This window comes from Jatrophihabitans fulvus (assembly GCF_054781375.1).
On sequence record NZ_BAAGUN010000002.1, the window covers coordinates 19,474 to 40,247 of the forward strand.

19 protein-coding genes, 1 tRNA gene and 1 pseudogene are annotated in these 20,774 nt (G+C 65.1%); 11 read left to right on the top strand and 10 right to left on the bottom strand.

From position 1 onward, the window contains the following. The first annotated feature begins 67 nt into the window (after nucleotides 1–67). Complete coding sequence (locus ACYVP9_RS08600; protein WP_460604359.1) at nucleotides 68–514, top strand: SRPBCC family protein; 447 nt, start codon at nucleotides 68–70, stop codon at nucleotides 512–514. A 1-nt stretch (nucleotide 515) separates the two neighbouring features. Here ACYVP9_RS08600 and ACYVP9_RS08605 read toward each other — a convergent pair whose 3' ends face one another. Further along, nucleotides 516–1,700, bottom strand: coding sequence for a zinc-dependent alcohol dehydrogenase (locus ACYVP9_RS08605; RefSeq protein WP_460604360.1), 1,185 nt, complete (start codon nucleotides 1,698–1,700; stop codon nucleotides 516–518). Nucleotides 1,701–1,818: 118 nt separating this feature from the next. On the opposite strand from ACYVP9_RS08605, the gene ACYVP9_RS08610 reads away from it, so the two are divergent. The 3 genes from ACYVP9_RS08610 to ACYVP9_RS08620 are packed head-to-tail and all read left to right on the top strand — an operon-like array spanning nucleotide 1,819 to nucleotide 4,359. Next, entirely contained in the window at nucleotides 1,819–3,006 is a 1,188-nt protein-coding gene (locus ACYVP9_RS08610; RefSeq protein ID WP_460604361.1) for a DUF2786 domain-containing protein, read from the top strand. Between the two features lie 39 nt (nucleotides 3,007–3,045). After that, complete coding sequence (locus ACYVP9_RS08615; protein ID WP_460604362.1) at nucleotides 3,046–3,294, top strand: hypothetical protein; 249 nt, start codon at nucleotides 3,046–3,048, stop codon at nucleotides 3,292–3,294. Between the two features lie 24 nt (nucleotides 3,295–3,318). Then, a complete protein-coding gene (locus ACYVP9_RS08620) occupies nucleotides 3,319–4,359 on the top strand; it encodes an LLM class flavin-dependent oxidoreductase (protein WP_460604364.1) in 1,041 nt (346 codons plus the stop codon). Here the strand turns inward: ACYVP9_RS08620 and ACYVP9_RS08625 are convergent. Further along, nucleotides 4,343–5,353 carry a LacI family DNA-binding transcriptional regulator gene (locus tag ACYVP9_RS08625; RefSeq protein WP_460604366.1) on the bottom strand — a complete coding sequence of 337 codons (1,011 nt, stop codon included), beginning with the start codon at nucleotides 5,351–5,353 and terminating at the stop codon, nucleotides 4,343–4,345. The two genes, ACYVP9_RS08620 and ACYVP9_RS08625, sit on opposite strands and share 17 nt — an antisense overlap. Before the next feature lie 58 nt (nucleotides 5,354–5,411). Between ACYVP9_RS08625 and ACYVP9_RS08630 the strand changes: the two genes are divergently transcribed. From ACYVP9_RS08630 to ACYVP9_RS08650, 5 genes and pseudogenes are all read left to right on the top strand, one after another. Beyond that, on the top strand, nucleotides 5,412–6,251 hold the full coding sequence (locus tag ACYVP9_RS08630; RefSeq protein WP_460604368.1) for a phytanoyl-CoA dioxygenase family protein: 840 nt from the start codon (nucleotides 5,412–5,414) through the stop codon (nucleotides 6,249–6,251). A 189-nt stretch (nucleotides 6,252–6,440) separates the two neighbouring features. Further along, nucleotides 6,441–7,136 carry a chymotrypsin family serine protease gene (locus tag ACYVP9_RS08635; RefSeq protein WP_460604369.1) on the top strand — a complete coding sequence of 232 codons (696 nt, stop codon included), beginning with the start codon at nucleotides 6,441–6,443 and terminating at the stop codon, nucleotides 7,134–7,136. Nucleotides 7,137–7,335: 199 nt separating this feature from the next. After that, on the top strand, nucleotides 7,336–9,300 hold the full coding sequence (locus ACYVP9_RS08640) for a S53 family peptidase (protein ID WP_460604370.1): 1,965 nt from the start codon (nucleotides 7,336–7,338) through the stop codon (nucleotides 9,298–9,300). Nucleotides 9,301–9,802: 502 nt separating this feature from the next. After that, nucleotides 9,803–10,051: pseudogene (locus tag ACYVP9_RS08645) on the top strand (DDE-type integrase/transposase/recombinase); the annotation flags it as partial. A 28-nt stretch (nucleotides 10,052–10,079) separates the two neighbouring features. Beyond that, the gene (locus ACYVP9_RS08650; RefSeq protein WP_460605074.1) at nucleotides 10,080–10,238 is read left to right on the top strand and encodes a hypothetical protein; all 159 of its coding nucleotides are present in this window, start codon (nucleotides 10,080–10,082) and stop codon (nucleotides 10,236–10,238) included. Nucleotides 10,239–10,501: 263 nt separating this feature from the next. On the opposite strand, the gene ACYVP9_RS08655 is transcribed toward ACYVP9_RS08650, so the two are convergent. The 6 genes from ACYVP9_RS08655 to ACYVP9_RS08680 form a co-directional block, all read right to left on the bottom strand. Further along, nucleotides 10,502–10,741: a hypothetical protein gene (locus ACYVP9_RS08655; protein ID WP_460604371.1), complete on the bottom strand. Its 240-nt coding sequence runs from the start codon at nucleotides 10,739–10,741 to the stop codon at nucleotides 10,502–10,504. 266 nt (nucleotides 10,742–11,007) lie between these two features. Then, nucleotides 11,008–11,949 (bottom strand): PD-(D/E)XK motif protein, encoded by a 942-nt coding sequence (locus ACYVP9_RS08660; protein ID WP_460605047.1) that lies wholly within the window; start codon nucleotides 11,947–11,949, stop codon nucleotides 11,008–11,010. Between the two features lie 54 nt (nucleotides 11,950–12,003). Beyond that, nucleotides 12,004–14,193 carry a Z1 domain-containing protein gene (locus tag ACYVP9_RS08665; protein WP_460604372.1) on the bottom strand — a complete coding sequence of 730 codons (2,190 nt, stop codon included), beginning with the start codon at nucleotides 14,191–14,193 and terminating at the stop codon, nucleotides 12,004–12,006. Further along, nucleotides 14,190–15,776 carry an ATP-binding protein gene (locus tag ACYVP9_RS08670; RefSeq protein WP_460604373.1) on the bottom strand — a complete coding sequence of 529 codons (1,587 nt, stop codon included), beginning with the start codon at nucleotides 15,774–15,776 and terminating at the stop codon, nucleotides 14,190–14,192. Before ACYVP9_RS08670 ends, ACYVP9_RS08665 begins: the two co-directional genes overlap by 4 nt. Nucleotides 15,777–15,807: 31 nt before the next feature. Next, nucleotides 15,808–17,103, bottom strand: coding sequence for a DNA (cytosine-5-)-methyltransferase (gene dcm, locus ACYVP9_RS08675; protein WP_460604374.1), 1,296 nt, complete (start codon nucleotides 17,101–17,103; stop codon nucleotides 15,808–15,810). Nucleotides 17,104–17,329: 226 nt separating this feature from the next. Further along, nucleotides 17,330–17,405: transfer RNA gene (locus tag ACYVP9_RS08680), tRNA-Ala, on the bottom strand. Nucleotides 17,406–17,574: 169 nt separating this feature from the next. Here ACYVP9_RS08680 and ACYVP9_RS08685 point away from each other — a divergent pair. Then, nucleotides 17,575–17,865 carry an HU family DNA-binding protein gene (locus ACYVP9_RS08685; RefSeq protein WP_460605048.1) on the top strand — a complete coding sequence of 97 codons (291 nt, stop codon included), beginning with the start codon at nucleotides 17,575–17,577 and terminating at the stop codon, nucleotides 17,863–17,865. A gap of 64 nt (nucleotides 17,866–17,929) precedes the next feature. Here ACYVP9_RS08685 and ACYVP9_RS08690 read toward each other — a convergent pair whose 3' ends face one another. Further along, nucleotides 17,930–18,769: an aldo-keto reductase family protein gene (locus ACYVP9_RS08690; protein WP_460604375.1), complete on the bottom strand. Its 840-nt coding sequence runs from the start codon at nucleotides 18,767–18,769 to the stop codon at nucleotides 17,930–17,932. 76 nt (nucleotides 18,770–18,845) lie between these two features. Between ACYVP9_RS08690 and ACYVP9_RS08695 the strand changes: the two genes are divergently transcribed. Further along, complete coding sequence (locus ACYVP9_RS08695; protein WP_460604376.1) at nucleotides 18,846–19,238, top strand: winged helix-turn-helix transcriptional regulator; 393 nt, start codon at nucleotides 18,846–18,848, stop codon at nucleotides 19,236–19,238. A 1-nt stretch (nucleotide 19,239) separates the two neighbouring features. On the opposite strand, the gene ACYVP9_RS08700 is transcribed toward ACYVP9_RS08695, so the two are convergent. Next, the gene (locus tag ACYVP9_RS08700) at nucleotides 19,240–20,610 is read right to left on the bottom strand and encodes a MauE/DoxX family redox-associated membrane protein (protein WP_460604377.1); all 1,371 of its coding nucleotides are present in this window, start codon (nucleotides 20,608–20,610) and stop codon (nucleotides 19,240–19,242) included. Nucleotides 20,611–20,774 lie beyond the last annotated feature (164 nt).

The window sequence follows — 20,774 nt, forward strand, 5'->3', positions numbered from 1 at the left end:
GACCCACAAGGCCCGGTGCGCTGCTCACGGCAGCGCGCCGGGCCTTCGATCGGATAGGAGAGAGCACATGGCAGTGAATCGGCGTCACATCGACGCGTCCCCCCAGCAGGTCTTCGAGGTGCTGGCGGACGGGTGGCTCTACAGCAACTGGGTGGTCGGCACGTCGCACATGCGCGCGGTCGAGCCGCACTGGCCCGAGGTCGGGTCGAAACTGTTCCACGCCGCCGGCGCGTGGCCGATGGCCGTCCGCGACCAGACCGAGGTCGAGGAGATGGAGCGCGACCGCAGGCTCGTCCTGCTCGCGAGCGGCAAATGGATGGGTCAGGCGCGCATCGTGCTCGAACTCGAGCCGTCCGGGGACGGCTGCGATGTGAGCATCGGCGAGACCCCGGTCAGCGGTCCGGGCTCGCTCGTACCCAAGCCCCTCAGCGACGCGGTGATCAAGGGACGCAACGTCGAATCACTGAACCGGCTGGCCGCGCTCGCCGAGCGACGCAGCCAGCCGTCCGAGTGACCTACGGCGTGATCACGTACTTGATCGCGCCGTCCTTCTTCTCCTGGAAGTCCTCGTAGGCCTGCGGCACCTCGTCGAGGCCGATGCGGTGCGTGGCGAACCCGTCCACGCCGAGGGCGTCCTCGTCCTCGAGCAGCGGCATGATCTGCGGAACCCACCGCAGCACGTTCGCCTGGCCCATGCGGAACTGGAGCTGCTTGTCGAACATCGTCAGCAGCGGCAGCGGGTCGGCGGCGCCGCCGTACACGCCCGACAGCGACACGGTGCCGCCACGGCGGACGATGTCGATCGCGCTCGTCAGCGCGGCGAGCCGGTCGACACCCGCCTTCTCCTGGATCGGACGCGCGATCGCGTCGGGCATGAGCGACGCGAGCTTCTGCACCGCGGACGCGCCGGGCGAACCGTGGGCCTCCATGCCGACCGCGTCGATCACCGAGTCGGGACCCCGTCCGCCGGTCTCGTCGCGAATCGCGTCGCCGACCTCGTCCGCGGGCACCTGGTTCAGGTCGAGCACGTCGACGCCGAGCTGCCGCACGCGGTCGAGCCGCTCGGGCACCAGGTCGACGCCGATCACGCGGTGGCCGCGGTAGCGGGCGATGCGCGCGGCCATGTCACCGATCGGCCCGAGCCCCAGGACGACGACGGTGCCGCCGTCGGGGATGGCTGCGTACTCGACGGCCTGCCAGGCCGTCGGCAGCACGTCGCTGAGATAGACCCAGCGCTCGTCACCGTGCTGCTGGGGCACTTTGATGTGCGTGTACTGCGCCTGCGGCACGCGCAGGTACTCGGCCTGCCCGCCGGCGACCTCGCCGTAGAGCTTCGAGTAGCCGAACAGCGACGCGCCCGTGCCGTACTCGCGCACCTGCGTCGTCTCGCACTGCGTCTGCAGGTTCTGCGCGCACATGAAGCAGTGCCCGCAGGAGATCTGGAAGGGCACGACGACTCGGTCGCCGGGCTTGAGGTTGGTGACGTCGCTGCCGACCTCCTCGACGATGCCCATCGCCTCGTGCCCGAGCACGTCGCCCGGGTTCATGAAGGCGCCGAGCACTTCGTACAGGTGCAGGTCCGAGCCGCAGATGTTCGTCGTGGTCACGCGGATGATCGCGTCGTTCGGTTCTTGGATCTTCGGGTCCGGGACGTCCTCGATACGGACGTCGCGCTTGCCCTGCCAGGTGGCTGCTCTCATGATGTGCTCCCGCGGCGGACGGATCGGCTGCAGGTTTCAACCGCAGGCCGCGTTGCCAGTCGGCTACCCGAGGGCCCCGTCCCACAAACTGTCGGAGGTGCCTCCTACCGTCCCGCCCATGGAGCACACCGAGGGCGGTCAGCAGGCCGGCACCGAGCGTCAGGACGACCCGCTCGTCACCCGCGCCGTCGAGATCCTGTCGACGCTCTTCGGGCTCCACGGGCTGTATTCGGCGGCACTCGCCCTGCGGCTGTCGACCGAGTTCGCGCGGTTGCCGCTGCGCACCCGCTCCCTCGCGACCGCTGCCGTGTCCGGGCCGGTCGTGGCCGCCGCCATCGACCGCGGGTGGAGCCCGGCCGACGTCACCGAGCACCTGCGCCGAGCGCAGGGGCATGCGCCCGCCGAGGCGGTGCTCGCCGAGTTCGCCGCGCACCTGGCGAGCTACCCGCCGGGGCAGCTCGACCCGGGGTGGTCTGTCGACGACGCGCTCGACGCGTCCCGCACCCAGTTCGAGGTCCGCATGGCGGCGTTGTTGACCATCGCCCAGCTGCCGACCATCGCTCCGGTGCTCCCGCGTCCGGGCACGGAGCGGGTTGTCGGGCGCGCGACGGCGGACGAGAAGGTGCTGCGTCGCATCCGGGGCCTGCTGGCCAAGGCCGAGGCGTCGGAGTTCGAGCACGAGGCCGACGCGTTCAGCGAGAAGGCCCAGGCGCTGATGACCGAGCACTCGGTCGCGCGCGCCCACCTCGAGGCCGACGGTCGTCCGACCCCGCCGGCCACCCGTCGCATCTGGATCGACAACCCGTACGTGAAGGCCAAGGCGACACTCATCGCGCAGGTGGCCGATGCCAACCGGTGCCGGGCCGTCGTCAGCGCGAACCTGGGCTTCGTCACCGTCTTCGGCTTCGACGCCGACCTCGACTTCGTCGACCTGCTCAGCACGTCGCTGCTGGTGCAGGCCACCCGGGCGATGCGGCAGGCCGGCTCGGTGACGTCGTGGGCGGGCCAGTCGCGCACCAAGTCGTTCCGCCAGTCGTTCCTCGTCGCCTACGCCTACCGCATCGGCGAACGGTTGCGCGAGTCGGCCGAGCGCGTCACCGCGGCGGCGGACGAGGCCCGCGGCGGCGCGCTCGTGCCCGTGCTCGACGCCCGCAAGCAGGAGGTCGACGCCGCCGTCAGCACGGCCTTCCCGACGCTCGGGCACATGAGCCTCAGCGTCAGCAACGGCAGTGGCTACGGCGCCGGACGGGCTGCCGCCGACCAGGCCCGTCTCGACGTCCAGCGGTCGGTCACCCGGCCGGCGTAATTCGCTGGACCGCCTGCCGATGCGACCTACGATTCGTCGATGGCCAGGATCGAGATCGAGTTGCCGCAAGGCCTGCTCGACCGGGCGATCAGTGCAGCCGGGGGCGCGCAGTATCTCGATGATGTCGTGGCCATCGCTCTCGAGGATTTTCTGCCGGCCGGAACACTTCGCGAGCTTGCCGACGAATGGATGCGCGAGTTCTCGCCCTCCCCCGAGGTCGTGGCGCAGGTCGAGGCGGAGTTGCGTCGCGCGGGATTTCCCGACCCACCACAATCCGGGAATGCTTGAGCACACAACCACGTTCGCTCAGGCATGAGCAAGCGCATCGGGTTCCTCTCCTTCGGACACTGGCGCAACGCGCCTGGGTCGCAGACCCGCACCGCGGGCGACGCGCTGATCCAGACCATCGAGCTGGCGCAGGCCGCCGAGGAGCTGGGTGTCAACGGTGCGTTCGCACGGGTGCACCACTTCGAACGGCAGCTCGCGTCGCCGTTCCCGCTGCTGGCGGCGATCGCGGCGCGCACGAGCCGCATCGAGATGGGCACCGGCGTGATCGACATGCGCTACGAGAACCCGCTGTACATGGCCGAGGAGGCGGCGGCCACCGACCTCATCAGTGCCGGACGCCTGCAGCTCGGCGTGAGCCGCGGATCGCCCGAGACGGTGCTGCGCGGCGCCGAGCGGTTCGGCTACGTGCCGCCCGAGGGCGCGACCGCCGCCGATCTCGCCCGCGCGAAGACGACGCTGTTCCTCGAGGCGATCAAGGGTGCCGCTGTCGCCGAGACCGATCCCGACCGGACGGGCGGGTTCCGTGGCGGGCTGGCGATCCAGCCGCAGTCGCCCGGGCTCGCCGATCGCATCTGGTGGGGCGCCGGCACGCGTGAGACGGCGAAGTGGGCGGCGTCGATCGGCGTGAACCTGCAGAGCTCGACGCTGCTCAGCGAGGACACCGGCGTGCCGTTCGACCAGCTGCAGGCCGAGCAGTTGCGCCTGTACCGCGACGCGTTCCGCGAGCACGGCTGGGAACGTGAGCCCCTGGTCTCGGTGTCGCGCAGCGTCCTGCCGATCACGTCCGACCTCGACCGCCAGCTGTTCGGAGAGCGCGGCGAGGACGACCAGATCGGCCTGCTCGAGGGCGTCCGCTCGCGCTTCGGACGGACGTACGTCGGCGACCCGGACGTCATCGCCGAGGAGCTCGCCGCCGACGCCGCCGTGCAGGACGCCGACTACGTGCTCTTCACCGTCCCGAACCAGCTCGGCGTCGAATACAACACCCGCATCCTGCAGACGATCACCGAGCACATCGCGCCGGCGCTCGGCTGGACGCCCTCGCTCGCTACGAGCTCTCTCTGACGATCAAGCGGTGCGGCACAACCACGTCACTGGGTTGGATTCTCGAACCCTGCTCGATGCGATCGATCAGAGTGCGGACGGCGGTCCCGGCGATCGCGTCCTTGTCCGGCGCAACGGTGGTGAGCCGGGGGACTGAGTAGCGGCCGTCCTCGATGTCGTCGATGCCGACGACGGCGATGTCGTCGGGCACGCGCACCCCGCGATCGGTGAGTTCGCGAATCGCGCCGAGCGCGAGCTCGTCCGTGAAGCAGACGAGCCCGTCGACGGTGGCGTCCCGGTCGAGCAGCGACGCGACCGCGGCGGCGCCGTCCGCCCGGTGCAGCGTCTGCGTCGCGATCTCCCGGTGCGTCGAGCGCGGCAGCTTCGCCGTCCGCAGCGCCGAGCGGAACCCGCGGACACGCTGCGCCGCGGTCTCGTTCGACAGGTGCGGCTGCAGCCCGATCGCGGCGAGCGTCGTCCGTCCGCGCTCGATCAGGTGACGGGTCGCGTCCCGGGCGGCGGCGACGTTGTCGATGGCGACGCGGTCGACGGTCGCGGCCGAGCGCTCGCCGAGCACGACGACCGGCAGACCGCCCGCCGCAGCGGCGATCTCGTCCGGCGACAGCGCCCACGGACTCACGACGAGCCCGTCGACGACATTCGTCGCGGTGCGGCCGAGCAGCGCCCGCTCGCGGTCGGCGTCGCCGGCGGTCTCGTCCGCCAGCACCGTCCAGCCGCGGTCGGCGGCCTGACGCGCGATCAACGCGGCGAGCTCGGCGAAGTAGGGCGAGTGCAGCTCGGGCAGCACGAGGCCGAGCAGTCCCGTCCGTCCGCCTCGAAGTTGTCGGGCCGCGACGTTCGGCCGGTATCCGACCTCGTCGATGGCCCGCTGCACGGCTTCACGCGTGGCCGGCGCGACGTGCACGTAGTCGTTCACGACGTTCGAGACCGTGCGAACGCTGACTCCCGCGCGCTCGGCCACCGTGCGCAGGCTCGGCGGACGATCGGTGGTCACGCACCACAGCATGCCAGCCCTCTTGCGTCATGCTTTGCAACGTTGCAAAGTAGACGGCATGACGACGACTCACGAGCAGGTCGACGTGTCCGACGACGTGGCCACGCTGCGGCGCGACGGCATCACCGCGAAGAAGGCGGCGTTCCCCGTCGAGCTGATCGACGAGGTGCGCGCCGACGTCGAGACGGCGTTCGCCGAGGCGCGGTCCCGCGAGGGCGGCACCATCGGACGCGGACCGCAGCGCTGGTACAGCGAGGTGCACCCCGAGGCGATCCGCGGGTTCCCCGAGCTCGTCGGGCACCCGTGGGTGCAGGCGGTGTGCGAGTCCGTGCTCGGCCCCGACTGGACGATCGTCGAGGTCGGCTTCGACATCCCGTTCGAGGGCGCGCAGCACCAGCCGTGGCACCGCGACTTCCGCTCCCCCGACGTGACGGTGAACGACAAGCAGCTGACGTCGCTCGCGTTCAACCTCACCCTTGTCGACACCGAGGACGACATGGGGCCGTTCGAGATCGCGATCGGCACGCAGTACGACGACGGGTCCGAGTTCGACCACGGCATGTTCCCGCCGAAGCGGATGTACGACCGGTACGTCGAGCGCGCGGTGAAGAAGTACCCGAAGCGCGGCGACGTGTCGGCCCGCTCGGCGCTCACCCTGCACCGCGGGACGGCCAACCAGTCGCCCAAGTCTCGTCCGGTGCTGGTGCTCGGCATGGACGCTCCCGGCGCCGGCAACGCCGAGCACCACGACATGGCTGTCACCCGCGAGTACTACGACGCGCTGCCCGAGCACGTGCGGCGACACCTCGGCTGCCCGATCGTGGACGAGCTGCAGCCGATCGTCCAGAAGCACGACATCGAAGGCCTCGTGATGGGTGTCGACCCGGAGGAGAAGTGACGCTCCCTGCTGCACGGCGTTTGTGGAGAACGCCCGATCGACCTGCGCAATTCGGGCGTTCCTCCCAAAGTCACCGCGCCGCCGCCGTCCTAGCGTTTCTCGCTACCAACGGGAATCGAGAGCGGGAGGAACGGCGTGAAGACATCACTCACCCTTCGTCGGGTCGCGGTCGTCGTGGGCGCAGCGGTCGTGACGGTGACATCGGCGGCGGTCGCACCGGCCACCGCCGACGCGGCGACCACGGTCACGATCGGCGCCGGCGCGTCGTTCGGCACCGGCACCGTGTTCGTCGACGGCAGCGTCAGCACCAGCGACTACTGCACGATCGCCGCGGTCGGCAAGGACCCGCAGGGACGCCTGCTCGCGCTGACGGCCGCGCACTGCACCGTCGAGACCGTCGCGCCGTACGCGCCGGTGGACGGGCTGTGGGCACAGGGCCAGAAGATCGGCACCATCGCCGGCCGCTACCAGACGGCCAGCGCCGGCGGCGTCACCCCGGGCTACTACGACTTCGCCTTCTACTACCTGGACGCCTCGAAGGTGACCATCGCATCGCAGCGCGGCGCGAACGTGTCGGGCGGGCTGCCCGCGCCGACCTACCACGCGGGGACGTTCACCCAGGTGTGCATGTCGGGCCTGACCAGCGGCCAGCGGTGCGGCAACTACATCGGGGACGGCGGCACCAACCCGCGCACGCACATCGTCGGCATCACCGTCCAGCCCGGCGACTCGGGCGGACCGCTCTACACGAAGAACGGTCTGCTGCTGGGCATCGGCTCCCGGGGCGGCACGGGCCTGCCGGCCGCGTACTACTCCGACGTCCGCGACGCCGTCACCTACGCCGTCGGACACGGGTTCATCACGGGGTTCGCGCCGATCGGCTGACCCGTCCGCACGCCTGAACATCATCGGCGGTCGACCCATCACCAGGCGGGTAGGCCGCCGATCCGGTACTCACAATAGGTAAGAGTTCGCTGTACCCAACTTAGGCAAGGATTCAGGAACCCTCTGGCGCGCCCGATCTAGGGCGATTTAGGTTCGCGTAGGGGCCATAAGCCTCTTCCGCCTATCAGTCAGGATGCCCGTGTCTCCAGATCAGCAGAGGCCGCACCACGGCCGCCGCTTCCTGTCCGCCTCTCTCGGCGCCGCCGCCGTCGCCGCGTTCTCCGTCACCGGAGCGACCGCCGCGCACGCCGCGACGCCGCAGTCGTTCCCCGGCGCCAGGCCCCACTGGGCCAAGACGTCCGCGGACGCCGGCGCCGCCCCGGCGGACTCCACCGTCGAGGGCGAGATCCAGCTCGACCTGCGCAACGCCGCCGGCGCCACCGCGCTGGCCAAGGCGGTGTCCGACCCGGCCAGCCCGAAGTACCGCAAGTACGTCTCCGCGAAGACCTGGATCGACCGGTTCTCGCCGACCGCCTCCGACTACAACCAGGCCGTCAAGGCGCTGAAGCAGTCGGGCGCAACCGTGGTCGCGACCCCGAAGAGCCGTCTCTTCATCGCGTTCCGTGCTCCGGCGACCGCCGTGAACGCCACCTTCAAGGCCGACATGCACCGGTACCACTACCGCGGCCACGTGCTGCTGGCGCCGTCGAAGACCCCGACCGTGTCGTCGAAGTTCGGCGACGCCGTGGGCGGCATCGTGCTCGACCAGGGCGGCCTGCTGACGCGCCCGAGCATCGTCAGCCCTGACGGCACGCCCGCCGCGAACGCGAAGGCGCAGCGGACGGCCAGGCCCGCCGACACGACGCAGGCCTCGCTGCCGATCCCGTGCTCGGACTACTACGGCCAGAACCAGTACACGCTGCCCGAGGCGCTCGGCCAGACGACGTTCGACTCGGCCATCTGCGGCTACAACGGCGAGCAGCTGCGCTCGGCCACCGGCATCCCGCAGGGTGCTGACGGCAAGGGTCAGACTGTCGCGATCATCGACGCGTACGCGTCGCCGTCGATCGTGTCGGACGTCAACCGGCTGTCGATCAGCCGCGGCCAGACCCCGCTGACGACGTACAAGCAGAAGATCCCGACGACGTTCTACGACCAGGCGGCGTGTGCCTTCCCCAGCGGCTGGCAGGGCGAGCAGACGCTCGACGTGCAGGCCGTGCACAACATCGCGCCGAAGGCGAACATCTTCTACGAGGGCGGCTTCAACTGCGGCACCGGTCTCGACGTCGCCATGTCGGACATCCTCGACAACCAGCGCGCGAACATCGTCAGCAACAGCTACGGCAACCTGGGCGAGCCCCCGCTGTACGCGGTGAAGACGAACGAGAACCAGCACCTGCAGGCCGCGGCCGAGGGCATCGGTCTCTATTTCAGCTCGGGTGACAGCGGCGACGAGACCGTCAACGGCCTGCCCGCGCAGCCCGACTACCCGGCGACCTCGCCGTGGGTCACGGCCGTCGGCGGCACCACGCTCGGTATCGGCAAGAACGGTTCCGTCGCGCTGCAGACCGGGTGGGGCACCGCCCGCACCGCGATCCTGCAGGACAGCACGACCAAGGCGCTCAGCTACGGCGGCCCGGTTCCCGGCGACTTCGTCTTCGGCGCCGGCGGCGGACGCAGCGGCCTGTTCGGCCAGCCGTGGTACCAGAAGGACGTCGTGCCCGCCTCGCTCGCGAGCGGACAGCGCGAGATCCCGGACGTGTCGGCGGACGCCGACCCGCTGACCGGTGAGGTCATCGGCATCTCGCCGATCGACGACGCCAACTACCCGGCGGTCGGCCAATACACCGAGCAGACCTACGGCGGCACCTCGCTCGCCTCCCCGCTGTTCGCCGCCACCGTCGCCCTCGCGCAGCAGAAGTCCGGCGTGCAGGTCGGCTTCCTCAACCCGACGATCTACGCCAAGTACCGCAAGAGCGCGGCGTCGGTGCGGGACGTCAAGCACGTGCAGTCGACGTTCACCTACACCTCGCAGTCGACGGGCAAGTCGTGGCTCGTCGTCAACGACCAGGACACGTCGCTCAAGACGCGCAACGGATACGACGAGGTCACCGGCCTCGGGTCGCCGACGCTGGGACAGTTGTCGAAGATCGTCAAGCGGTAGTTCCGTAACGGCTGACGGCCCGTCCACCTTTCGAGGTGGGCGGGCCGTTGTCGTACGGATCGCTATTTGACGGCTCTACTCGGCTGGCGGCAACTACGGCGTCCAAGACTAGCGAGGCAAGGGTGTCGGACGGCCTGACCTGGATCCCGTCGTTGTCGGTTCAGGTCGCCAGGGTCGGGTTCGGCGATGGGTCGCCAAGTGGCGGCGACTTCAGTCGGGGTGCGGTAGCTCATGCCGGAATGGGGTCGGTACGCCGGTGACCCCGGTAACGCCAGCAGGTTTGCGCCCGTTGGGATCAGTGCGCGGGCTCTGAACACCCGGGTGCTCAGGTCCAGTCCCGCGAAAGTGCTCCCGCGATCTCCAACTCATAGGTCTTGCGCCCGAGCGAGCGGGCGTCCCAGGCTGGCGACTTTTTCCGAAACAGCCCACTGATGCCTGTTGTTCATCGGGGCCGAGGTTGGCACAGAGGCAACGACAGGGCGTCCCGGTCCGGCGGTCCACGATGATCGTCTGCGACGCAGACTTCACCGCCGTCGCGCCGAACCGCAAGTGGGTAACTCACATCACCGAACACCCCACGATCACCGGCGGGAAGGTCTACTGCTGCGCGATCGAGGACCTCTTCAGTAACCGGATCGTCGGCTACGCGATCGACGGGCAAAAGACCGCTCAACTCGCCGTGAACGCGCTGCGCGCAGCGATCGCGCGCCGGCAGCCGGACGTAGTCGTCCTCATTCATGCCGACCGCGAATCTCATTTCGCGCCCGCAGCTTCCAGCCGTGCTCACCGAGGCCGGGCTGCAAGGCTCGATGGGCCGCGTCGCCTCCGCCGGCGACAACGCCGCCATGCAATCGTTTTGGTCGCTGCTGCAAAAGAACGTCCTCGACCAGCGCCGCCGGCGCAGCCACGACGAACTGCACTACGCGATCGTCCGATGATTGAGGAAACCTACAAGCGCCGCCGACGACAACGCGGACTCGGTCGGCTCACCCCGATCGAGTACGAGCTAACGTTCGCCCCGTATTGACCCACCGCGGCCTGATCACTCACAACCGCTGTTAACCAGACCCGGCGACCCGAGCGGGTGGGAGGGGTAGCGGCAGCCAAAGCAATATTTTGCAACGTGACCTCAGAGATGGCGCAAGGCCCGAAGACAGACATCCGAGTACTCGTCCTGAACATCAACTCGGAGCAGCCGTAGCTACGGGATCTCCGGGAACACCTTCCGCAGTACCGCCACCAGTTCTCCTGCCATCGCGTCATCGACCTGAATAGATTGGCTGCTCTTCGGTTCACTCTTGCGGTCATCCGACCCAAAGGTCGAGAGATGTAGATAGCGCTTACCGTCTCGTCCCGCCACCACTTGATAGAAATCATCGGCTTCGCTCGGGTGCACCCTGACATTTTGCTTGCCCGCCTCGAGAGAACGCAGCCTCGCCATGCCAGGACTGTGCCACACGAAACTGGGGAAGACTTGACGCAGTCACAGGGAAGGCGGCGGGGGTGGCGCAGTCTCGGGCCGTCACACAGCCCGGAACACTCTCTGACCGCAGATACCACGGGCCTCACATGAACGACGACCTACGCAGCGCCCGAGGAACGGGCACGCTCTCGAAATTCGTCGAACGTTGATTCCTATCGTCTTTAATGTCGCGTCCTCAGCCTTCGCCGCGCGCACCCATCGGTCGCGCTACCGACCGCGCGCGTTCAAGATGAGAGAATATTTGCAGTCTGAGGACGACTCAGTGGCGCAGCGAATGTAAGGTCAAGGCCATACTGCAAATTACTTATGCCGGCAGGTAGGGGTAGATGCACCTGCGGACAAGGCAATAACGCAATATCGAAAAGTTGACAGCTGCCTAGGAGAGCTGCAAGATTAAACCGAGCGGTCATGAATTCATGAAAACGCGAGCCGCATTGTTCGGTCAGAACCTCCCAGAACTTGCGCACGCATTCAGGTCGCGTGAGATCAGCAGCAACCCGCCGCGCCAGATCACCGAGCGCCACTCCTGATGTGCGAAATTCGAGTTGAAACGACGCCAAATAGTTTCGTTGAGTTGCAGTTTCAGTCATTTGATTTAAGGACACGATGTGCTCACGTCCGCGTCCTCGCGTAGTTTTCACTTCAACAGAGAAACCCTGCTCCGGAAAAACGAAATCCATTCGATCACCGGACGAGTCGTGCCAACCATCCACCCACCGGTCAGGGTTTGCAGCCGACGCGATCATAGCTATCTCTCCGACCAGGCCCGTTAACTCACCTGCGGGAGCACGAAGTAGCTGCCAAAAGAGCCTGATCCAGTCATGCACGACGCGGTCCACATCTCGTGAAGAAACAGGTTCAGGAAGCTGATGCAATACCGAGGCACAGAAATCGAAGAACAACTCGCGAATTTGCGAATCACTCGCGGGACAACGTAGGAGCGCTACGACAACATCAACTTCTTCGTCTTCGAAACTAGCCAGGCAATGAAGGTCAAATTGCACCGACAGCGACTGCAAACTGATACTAGGCGTGACTGTAGGTGATTCCTGGACCTCTATCGCAACCACGGGCGCACCAGTGGAATCCGCTCCAGCAAGGTAAGATCTACGAGAAGCTAGCCGGCCAACGAGAAAAGCGTCCTGTGCACCACTGCCTGCCTGCACACGAGCAACACCGCGAGCATGCAGGTCTCGCAACTCTCCACTATGCAGCAAGACTTAATCTCCGGTTTCGATCAACCAGCCCGATCGAGAGACATCCGGAACTCGCCATGCAGTGAGCAGGAATTTCCCGCGGACATCCTGCGTGGCACCAGGCGGTTCCTCGCGCGAACGAACTAGGACCCTGTGTAATTGAACATTGATGATCGCGTTCTCCTCGAGCACAGACCGATCGCCCCTGTACCCTCTTGGTCCCTGAGTACGCCCGGCGAAGATCTGTATTCCTCCATCTCGCTCCTCGGTACGAAGCGCCAAGTCATGTCTTGGTCGCATTCTGAATACCGCGACGGACGGATTTGCGGGCGCTTGATCCGCCTCTCGCGCCAGTTGCAGCGCAAGGGCCCGAAAGTTTGGCTCAACAAGAAGTGACTCCGGCGAGACTGCTTGTAGAAGTTCCGCGGCTACGACGGCCGTGATCCACGCGCGCTCGTGTAGGCCCGACTGGTGCGGCGTCCAACCAACGCCTCGAAGCAAACGCTCTATCTCGGAGTCAGCCGCAGACAGGTTGATCGAATCACCGCGGACCGGAAAACGATCCGTGATCCATCGATCAGAAGTCGAAATGCGGATCGTAGGAATATCGATAACTGAAGCTCGAGTCGGGCTCAATTGACGATCGAGGAGGAATCTGCGCTTCCAATCCTTCAACGACTCCTCGCCGTTCGCAATAGTCCGTAGGCTGCGAAGCATCTCGCCCTCGTGGTCAAGATATCGCCTGAATGCGACGCGAACATCTTGCTCCAGATAGACGCGACATAAGCCTAGGTAGCGACTCTTGTATCCAAAGAAGCGTGCGCGCTGTTGGATGGTGTCGGCCGTAAACGTACCTCCGCTCCGGGGCATATATGTCACGGTCAGTCCTTCTACTGTAAATCCACGATCAATAGCCTGGCCGCCAACTAAAATATACGATTTCGTAGACATCCAATTGATTACCGGCGTTTGCCCTTGACGCGTGTTCACCTCCGTGATGTCGAGGTTCCTGAAGACGAGCCCAAGCTCGCTCCAGCACGCTTCAAAGTTAGCGAGTTCATCGAACGTTGCTTTGAGGCGTGACCATGCTGACCGAAATTCGCTCTGGAGGTCTACAGGAAAGGCCTCATCGCTATGCTCATACTTGTCTTGCCAGTTGGATTTCAATCTGGTGATCCATTGCACAAAAGTGTGTTGCGCGCCCGTCTCGCGTGAAGGATGGACGAGCATAGACCTTGTCTCAGGCCGCTGTCCGGATGCCACCACGTGTGCGGCACCCATCAAAAATTCCTGCATCGCTGCCCTCAAACTCTGCGGCGGTCGTGCGCCCGGAGTAGTGACGGCACTCAAATCTGACTGAGGGATACTTTCGATGAGCGCCTCGTCGCGGCCGAATATCCGGGCGCCTGTTGACCCAAAGTACGTGTCACCGCCCGTATACCCTGCGCCCGGCTCCAAAACCTTCACAAAATCAGGCGAGAGCGCGTCCTGGATTGCGATAAGCAACGGCGCCTGCGGAGTAGCCGTGTATTGAAGGTAGTAGTGGTTAGGGTGCGCGTTGCGCAACTGTCGCAGATTGGCGTGGGTTGAGGATTCACGGCCCCTCCGCACCTGCGTATTCAAACTCGCCTGATCCGCCTCGTCGTCAATCACAAGTGCGCGTAGATCCCCCAACCCAGTGGAGATGTCGTCGGCAAGGTTGAAGATTCGTCCGTAATTCTTAAGGACGACGACGACAGCTGTTTGCTTCCAAGCGTTGCGAGTGTTCGCCCGCAGCCAATTGTCTCGAATACGGACAATTTCCTGTCGTATATATCCTTCGGGCTGCGTGTTGTCGCTCGGCGATAAGAAGTTCCAGCCATCAGGCTCGGCAAGCGACAGGTCACGCCTGAGACGACGCTCGCCCTGGGCAAGGAGCGGATTCGAAATTCCGCTGATTACGACTACAAGAGCGAACCCGTTGTCGCGGGCTAGAGAAATTACAGCCTCGTAAGAAAGCGTCTTTCCTGATTGAACCCGCCCCACAACGAGCCCCGTAGAGCCCGGGCCGTGCGACAACGCTGCCGCCAGCACATCGATCGCGCTCTTCTCAACTGCCTCCCGCGCTTCCGGCAGGACGACAGACTGGAGAAAGCCAGTGAAGGCTGGCCCGATGACCGGAGCATTGTCTCCATTTCCTGTACCGCTCGCAGGTGAAAGATACCCAGACGTCAAAGCGCACTCCTCAATCGGCGCGATAGCGCCTCCGTCAATACCTGGTCGACTTGCCGAAGGTACCGGGCTACGGTTTCGCCGTCCCCTTCGAGGTGAGCTAGCGACTCCGATACTGTGATTGCTACAGCAAGACGAAATATTGATTCCAGTGCATCAACGCTCCCGAGGGCGAATTGACTTATGAACGGGTGCGAGGTGTTAATGGTGATTGTAGACAGCATTTGACCGTTGGTTGTCATCGGCTCCACATTGCGGATCAGCCATCTGCGTTCGGCTGGTCGTGACGTAGACGAGATCTGTATACGCCATAGCGCTCCGGAATGCCGAAACTCGAATTCTTGCGCGACATCCAAGTCGGCTGCTGTCAATGGAGAACTTTCTTGCGCAGGTACCGTTTCCGGTGGCCCAGCACGGATCACCGGTGGTATCTCCCGCGCAGAAACCTCTGCAGTGTTCTGTGCCGCCTGCTCGACGCGTCGTTGCTCCGTGCGTGAGGCCTGTCGAGCTCGATAGCCCTCAGCTTGGCGAAGGAGCGCGAGGGGCTCAGCGTCCAACGCTTCACGCAACCGGGACTCGAACTCGTCCTCCAGGCCCTGCCACTGGAAGCCATCTTTCGTGTGACTTACCGGGAGCCCTTCGATACCCAACTCACCAAAAAGACGTTGGGACCGATACGAATTTGATTGCCCGTAGACTCCCGCGGGGCGAAATGGCGCTTCGGAGGTGCCGATTATTACCCGGCCGCGGCGGAATAACGACAACCCGTTCCCGCTTGTTCGACCCTCAGCACGCAGAGCTGCCCATCCGCGAACCTTAACCACGTCGCCTACCTCGAACTCGACGTCTTTCCGCCAAACCAGGTCGAACTTTGAGGTAATTGCATCTTGCGCCAGACGAAAGTCCGGCGCGACCAAGACCGCCGGTTCGTCGTATGACATCTGCTGTCCGGCAACCGTAAGTATGAGTTCTCCGCGGCGCAGGAAATCACGATACATCTCGCGAAGATGCTCACGCACTTTGCCAAGAGTACGCCCAACCATTCGTTGATTGAGAGTCCTAAGTTCTACCCTCGTGTAGTGGGCGGATCGGCTCACGTCTGTTTGCACTACGTGTAGCGAGTTCAGTTCGTGCCGTATAACCTCTTCCATGTTGAATTTCACGGTGTACTCGTTCGGATCACCGACCGACGTTGTGCGAACCTCCCATTCACGCGCGAACCAAATTGACGCGCTTTTCATGCCCATTCCGAACTCGGAGAGCCCAGACCTATCCGGCGGGATCTCCGCGGCGCGAAACGCTCTCGCGAAATCGCGCCTTGCTATTCCGGCGGCGTTGTCTTCAATAACGATAGAACCGCCCGCGCTGCGATCGTAGTCTATATCCACGCGCAGTACATACCCTGGATCTGTGCCAAGAAGGCTTTCCTTGTTCGACAGGTAGCTTTGCAGGGAGTTGTCTACGTATTCCGCTAAGGCATACCAGGGTGTGTAGTTCAGGTGACCGAATACGCCAAGAATCCCAACTGATGGCGCGATCGGGACAGAATTTCCGTCGACCTGAGATCCGTTTACGTCTTCAGTCATTTGACAGCACCTCCCTCCCCGAACGTGTGCGCTAATCAGAAGCGAGCAAGGGCTCGGCTATCTTTCTTACTACACTCGCATTAACCGCGTTTCCTAGCGCTTTGTAGGCCGTCAAGTCGTCGGCTGGCAGCGCTATACCGTCTAAACTTTGCAGTTTCGCGCACTCCTCCGGCGTCATGTAGCGTCGATCCCAACCCAGGATCGGGACTTGAGTATGAGTCATCGCAACCAAACTCGGTGCAGTGTTTGTTCGCTTTACTCGAAGGCCTGACGCCCTCACCTGCAACACATACTTGCTTATGTCGCGTTCCCCGCCTTGTACATTCCATTCGAACTTTTGCAGACTTGAATGGAAGTTGCCGAGATCTGATCTCTCCATCCATGGAACAATCCAGCTGCGATTCTCGTCAAAAAATTGGCGATTTTGTCGAATGAATCTTACTTTCCAGCGGGGAAATCTATTCTCTAAGCGTCTGCTGTGGCTCGGCAGCAACCTGAGTTGCTCCTGGGCAGTTCGGCCCGTTAGCGACGCACCTAGAGTGCCCTTGTAGCGCGCTAGGGCCCGAGTGCCACGATTTGCTTGGATTACTGCGGGCGTAATTTCCTCGAAGGGATAGGTCGCGCCGAATTCCATAGCCCAAATTGGAAATGAGGGTAGCTTTACGCTGGGAGGCGACGATCGTAGAAAGTCGCCCCAAACGTCAATCGCGCGCAATGTGAGTTTGGGCACAGGGCGCACCGGAATGGCGTGAGAGTCGAGGACATGTCTAATATCTGAAATGCATGAGCACGGCGCGGGCCAGGAGAATCCCTGCAGGCCTGTTATCGAGCCTACGAAGTACGCACGCTCCCGAATTTGAGGAATCCCAAACTGGTGCGGCGATAGCCGCTGCACGTCCACCTCGTACCCGAGGCCGGTCAGATGCCCTAGGATCGTGCGCAAGGTTGTGCCATTGCGATGGCGAAGGATATTCGGGACATTCTCTAAAATAAACTTCGGTGGGCGTTTGGTTTCAAGAATTTCTAATACTTTGAAGAAAAGTTGTCCTTGTTGTGTGTGCTCGAAGCCGAGTTGCTCCCCGGCCTTTGAGAAAGGTTGGCAAGGAAACCCCGCTGCCAATAGGTCGTGGTCGGGAACCTGCCGTCCTGGATCGTTGAGTTGCGCGACATCGACCCAGGGCCGTAGGCCAAAGTTCTTCTCGTATAGGTCGCTAAGTGTGGGTTCCCATTCCGCAGCGAAGACACCCGTGCCACCGCAGGACTGAAGCGCTAGATGGAAACCACCAAGACCGGAAAAAAGATCAATGAATTTGAAGCCGTGTCGCATACGTCCTCCCTCTGGGGGCAGACCCTAGCGGGCAGGTCCGACGCTTCCTCGGATTTCCGGGTCTCGACGTGCGGGCAGCACGCCCAGGAGGGACCGTGTCTCAGGTCCGGTTGCGTGAGCAGTCCCGGCTAGTCGAACCAGAACATTTGGTAAGTGAGGTAGTCGACTGTCTTGAGCGAACAGTGAAGCGCTGCCTAGGCGCTGACGATGGACCGCGTCGCGGGGATGGTGGAGCTGAGGGGACTCGAACCCCTGACCCCCACACTGCCAGTGTGGTGCGCTACCAGCTGCGCCACAGCCCCAAACCTGGCCGCGGATGGTGCCGCGGAACCAGTGCTGAACACTACACGGCGGGGTGAACGGCAGACGACCCGGGACCCCCGCTGAACGACACGCCGACCCTCTGGAGCCCCCCAATTACGGGGATTTTCGGGTGGGAGTAGATACTGGGGCCGGCAAGTAACCCAGACGATCAAGGGAGACCGCGTGAACCGCAAGGAACTGGTGGCAGCCGTCGCCGAGGGTGCCGACCTGGAGCAGAAGACGGTCGACGCCGTTCTGCGCTCGCTGCAGTCGACGCTCGAGAGCGCCGCGACCAAGGGCGAGAAGGTCAGCGTTCCTGGCTTCTTCGCTCTCTCGGTCGGCGAGCGCGCCGCCCGCGAGGGCCGCAACCCGTCCACCGGCGAGACGATCCAGATCCCCGCCGCCAAGACGGTCAAGCTCACTGCCGGCAGCGCCCTCAAGGACGCCGCCAACAAGTAGTACCGCGCAGACGACAAAGCCCGCTCGGCATGCGCCGGGCGGGCTTCGTCGTGTCCGGGGGTGGTCAGACAGCCTCCAGCGCCCGCAGATCGTCGTTGGACAGCACCAGTGAACCCGCCGCGAGATTCGCGCGCAGATGGGACACCGACGACGTCCCCGGGATGAGCAGCACGTTCGGCGAGCGCTGCAGCAGCCACGCCAGCGCCACCGCCATCGGCGACTCCCCCAGCCGTCCGGCCACCGCCGAGAGAGCGGCAGTCTGCAGTGGCGAGAAGCCACCCAGCGGGAAGAACGGCACGTACGCCACCCCGTCCGCGGCGAGCTCGTCGACCAGCGCGTCGTCCGCGCGGTGGGCCAGGTTGTACATGTTCTGCACGCTGACGACCGGCCCGATCGCCCGCGCCTCGGCCACCTGCTCGGCCGTCGCGTTCGAGACGCCGAGGCCCCGGATCAGCCCGTCCGCCTGCATCGACAGCAGCGCGTCGAACGCCTCCGCCAGCGACCCGGAGACCGGGCCGGTCGCGTCCCCCACCCGCAGGTACACGAGCTCCAGCGAGGACACCCCCAGCGTCCGCAGGTTCGACTCCACCTGTTCGCGCAGCTGTTCCGGACGCCGCGCCACCGGCCAGCCGCCGTCCGGCGTGCGGGTCGCCCCGACCTTCGTCGCGATGACCAGATCGGACGGGTACGGGTGCAGCGCCGAGCGGATCAGCTCGTTGACGACGGACGGTCCGTACGCGTCGCTGGTGTCGATGTGGGTGACGCCGAGCTCGACAGCGGTGCGCAGCACGGCCAGCGCCTCGTCACGGTCGCGGGGCGGGCCCATCACCCCCGGCCCGGCGAGTTGCATGGCGCCGTAGCCGACGCGGCCGACGGGACGGTCTCCGAGAAGGAAAGTGCTCATGCCTCCACGATCAGCGAGCTACTCTCCGATGGGAAGTAGGCACCTCGAAGTGCGTAGCTCACCGCAGGAGCAGACCATGCCCACCACCACCGCCCGCGCGAAGCGCGCGAAGGCCAAGGTCGAGTACAACGCCTTCCTCGACGTCTGCCCGAGCCGCCAGCTGCTCGACCGCATCAGCGACAAGTGGGTCGTGCTCGTGCTGTGTGCCCTCGGCACCGGCGAGCAGCGCTACTCGGAGCTATCCCGCACCATCGCCGGCGTCAGCCCCAAGATGCTCACTCAGACACTGCGCACCCTCGAGCGCGACGGCCTCGTCACCCGCAGCGTCGAGCCCACCGTGCCGGTGACCGTCACCTACGCGCTGACCGACCTCGGCACGTCACTGCTCGGCGTCACCCAGTCGCTGCGCGCCTGGGCGCAGAGCCACATGGACGACGTGCTCGCCCACCGCGCCGCGTACGACGCCTGAGCTACCCGGCAGCCGACGACGACGTCGTCTTCTTCGGCGAGGCCGACGACGACCCGGTCGTGGCCGGCGTGCTCGACGAAGGCTTCGGCGACGGCGTCTTCGACGGCTGCGGCGCGGGACCGTTCTTCAGCGCCTTGTTCACCGCGGCGGTGAACGCGGCGGCCGAGTTGTCGATGGTCTTGCCGTTGACCTTGACCGTCGGCGTGCCGTTGACGCCGTCCTGGCTCGCCTTGTCGGTGATCGCCTGCACCAGCGCCTTGTGCCGCTGGTTCTCGACGCACGAGTTGAAGTCGGTCTTCGCGGTCGACGGCAGGGACGGGTTGCGCACCTTGGTCGCGAGTGTCTCGATCTCGGTGTTCGCGAGACCGCCGGCGCCCTCGTCCGGCTGCACGTTCTTGCCGTTGACCTTGCCGTACATGTACTGCTGCCACGCGACGAAGTAATCGACCGAGACGTCGGACGCGCAGTACGCGGCGTTGGCGCCGCGCGAGCTGTAGTACCCGTTCTCGAAGGTGTCGAGGCTCGACAGCGAGATGACGTGGTAGCGCACCTGCGCCTTGTTCGCGCGGACGGCCGCCTCGATCGTCTTACCGGCCTCCTGCTCGAAGTTGCGGCAGTTCGGGCACTGGATGTCCTCGTAGATGTCGACCGTCGCGGCGGCCTTCTTGCCGAACACGATGCCGCTGTCGACGGACGCGTTCGTGGCCGCGAGCGAGCCCTCGATCTTGGCGCGGTTGGCCTGCACGCCGATGCCGATGACAGCGACCAGCACGACCACACCGCCGAGCGAGGCGGCGATCCACCGGTCGCGAGAGCGCGCCTCCTTGCGCCGTGCCTCGAGCATGGCGTTGTACTTCTTGCGGCCCTGCTCCGTCCGCATGCGTTTGGCGGACGGACGCTCGACCCGGTCGTTGCGGGCGATGTACTCGTCCAGCGACAGCCGCGTCAGCGGCCAAACGACGAGGAAGGCCGCCAGCACGATGAGCCCGATGTCGCGCAGGATGTCGAGCGTGTAGGTCGTGCCCCCGGTGGTCGTGCCGCCGCCGCCGAAGCAGCCGCACTCGATCTGAATACCGCGGATCGCCGCCTGTACCAGCCCGATCAGGAACACCAGGAACAGCAGCCCCGACACCGCCGCCGCGACCCGCGTGGCGACGCCCAGGACCAGCAGCACGCCGAGTGACAGCTCGACCACGGGAAGCCCGTACCCGATGCCCTTCGAGAGCCACTCGGGCGTCGCGTCGTAGGCGCGCACCGCCTGCACGAACGTGCGCGGCGAGCTGAGCTTGTCCAGCGACGCCCAGATCCAGATGACACCGAGGGCCAGGCGGACGACGGTGCCGATCCACGGCCGTGCGGACTCGAATCTCACGGACGCAGATTGTGCCATTGGGCGTGTCTCCCAGTCCCCGCTCGTCGCGAGCGGCGTTCAGTAGTGCGAGATGCAAGGCGGATGAGGAGGCCATAGCTTGCTATGGACGACGAAGACAACGCCGCAGATCGTGCTGCTGAGCGTCGCGCAGCAGAGCATGGGAC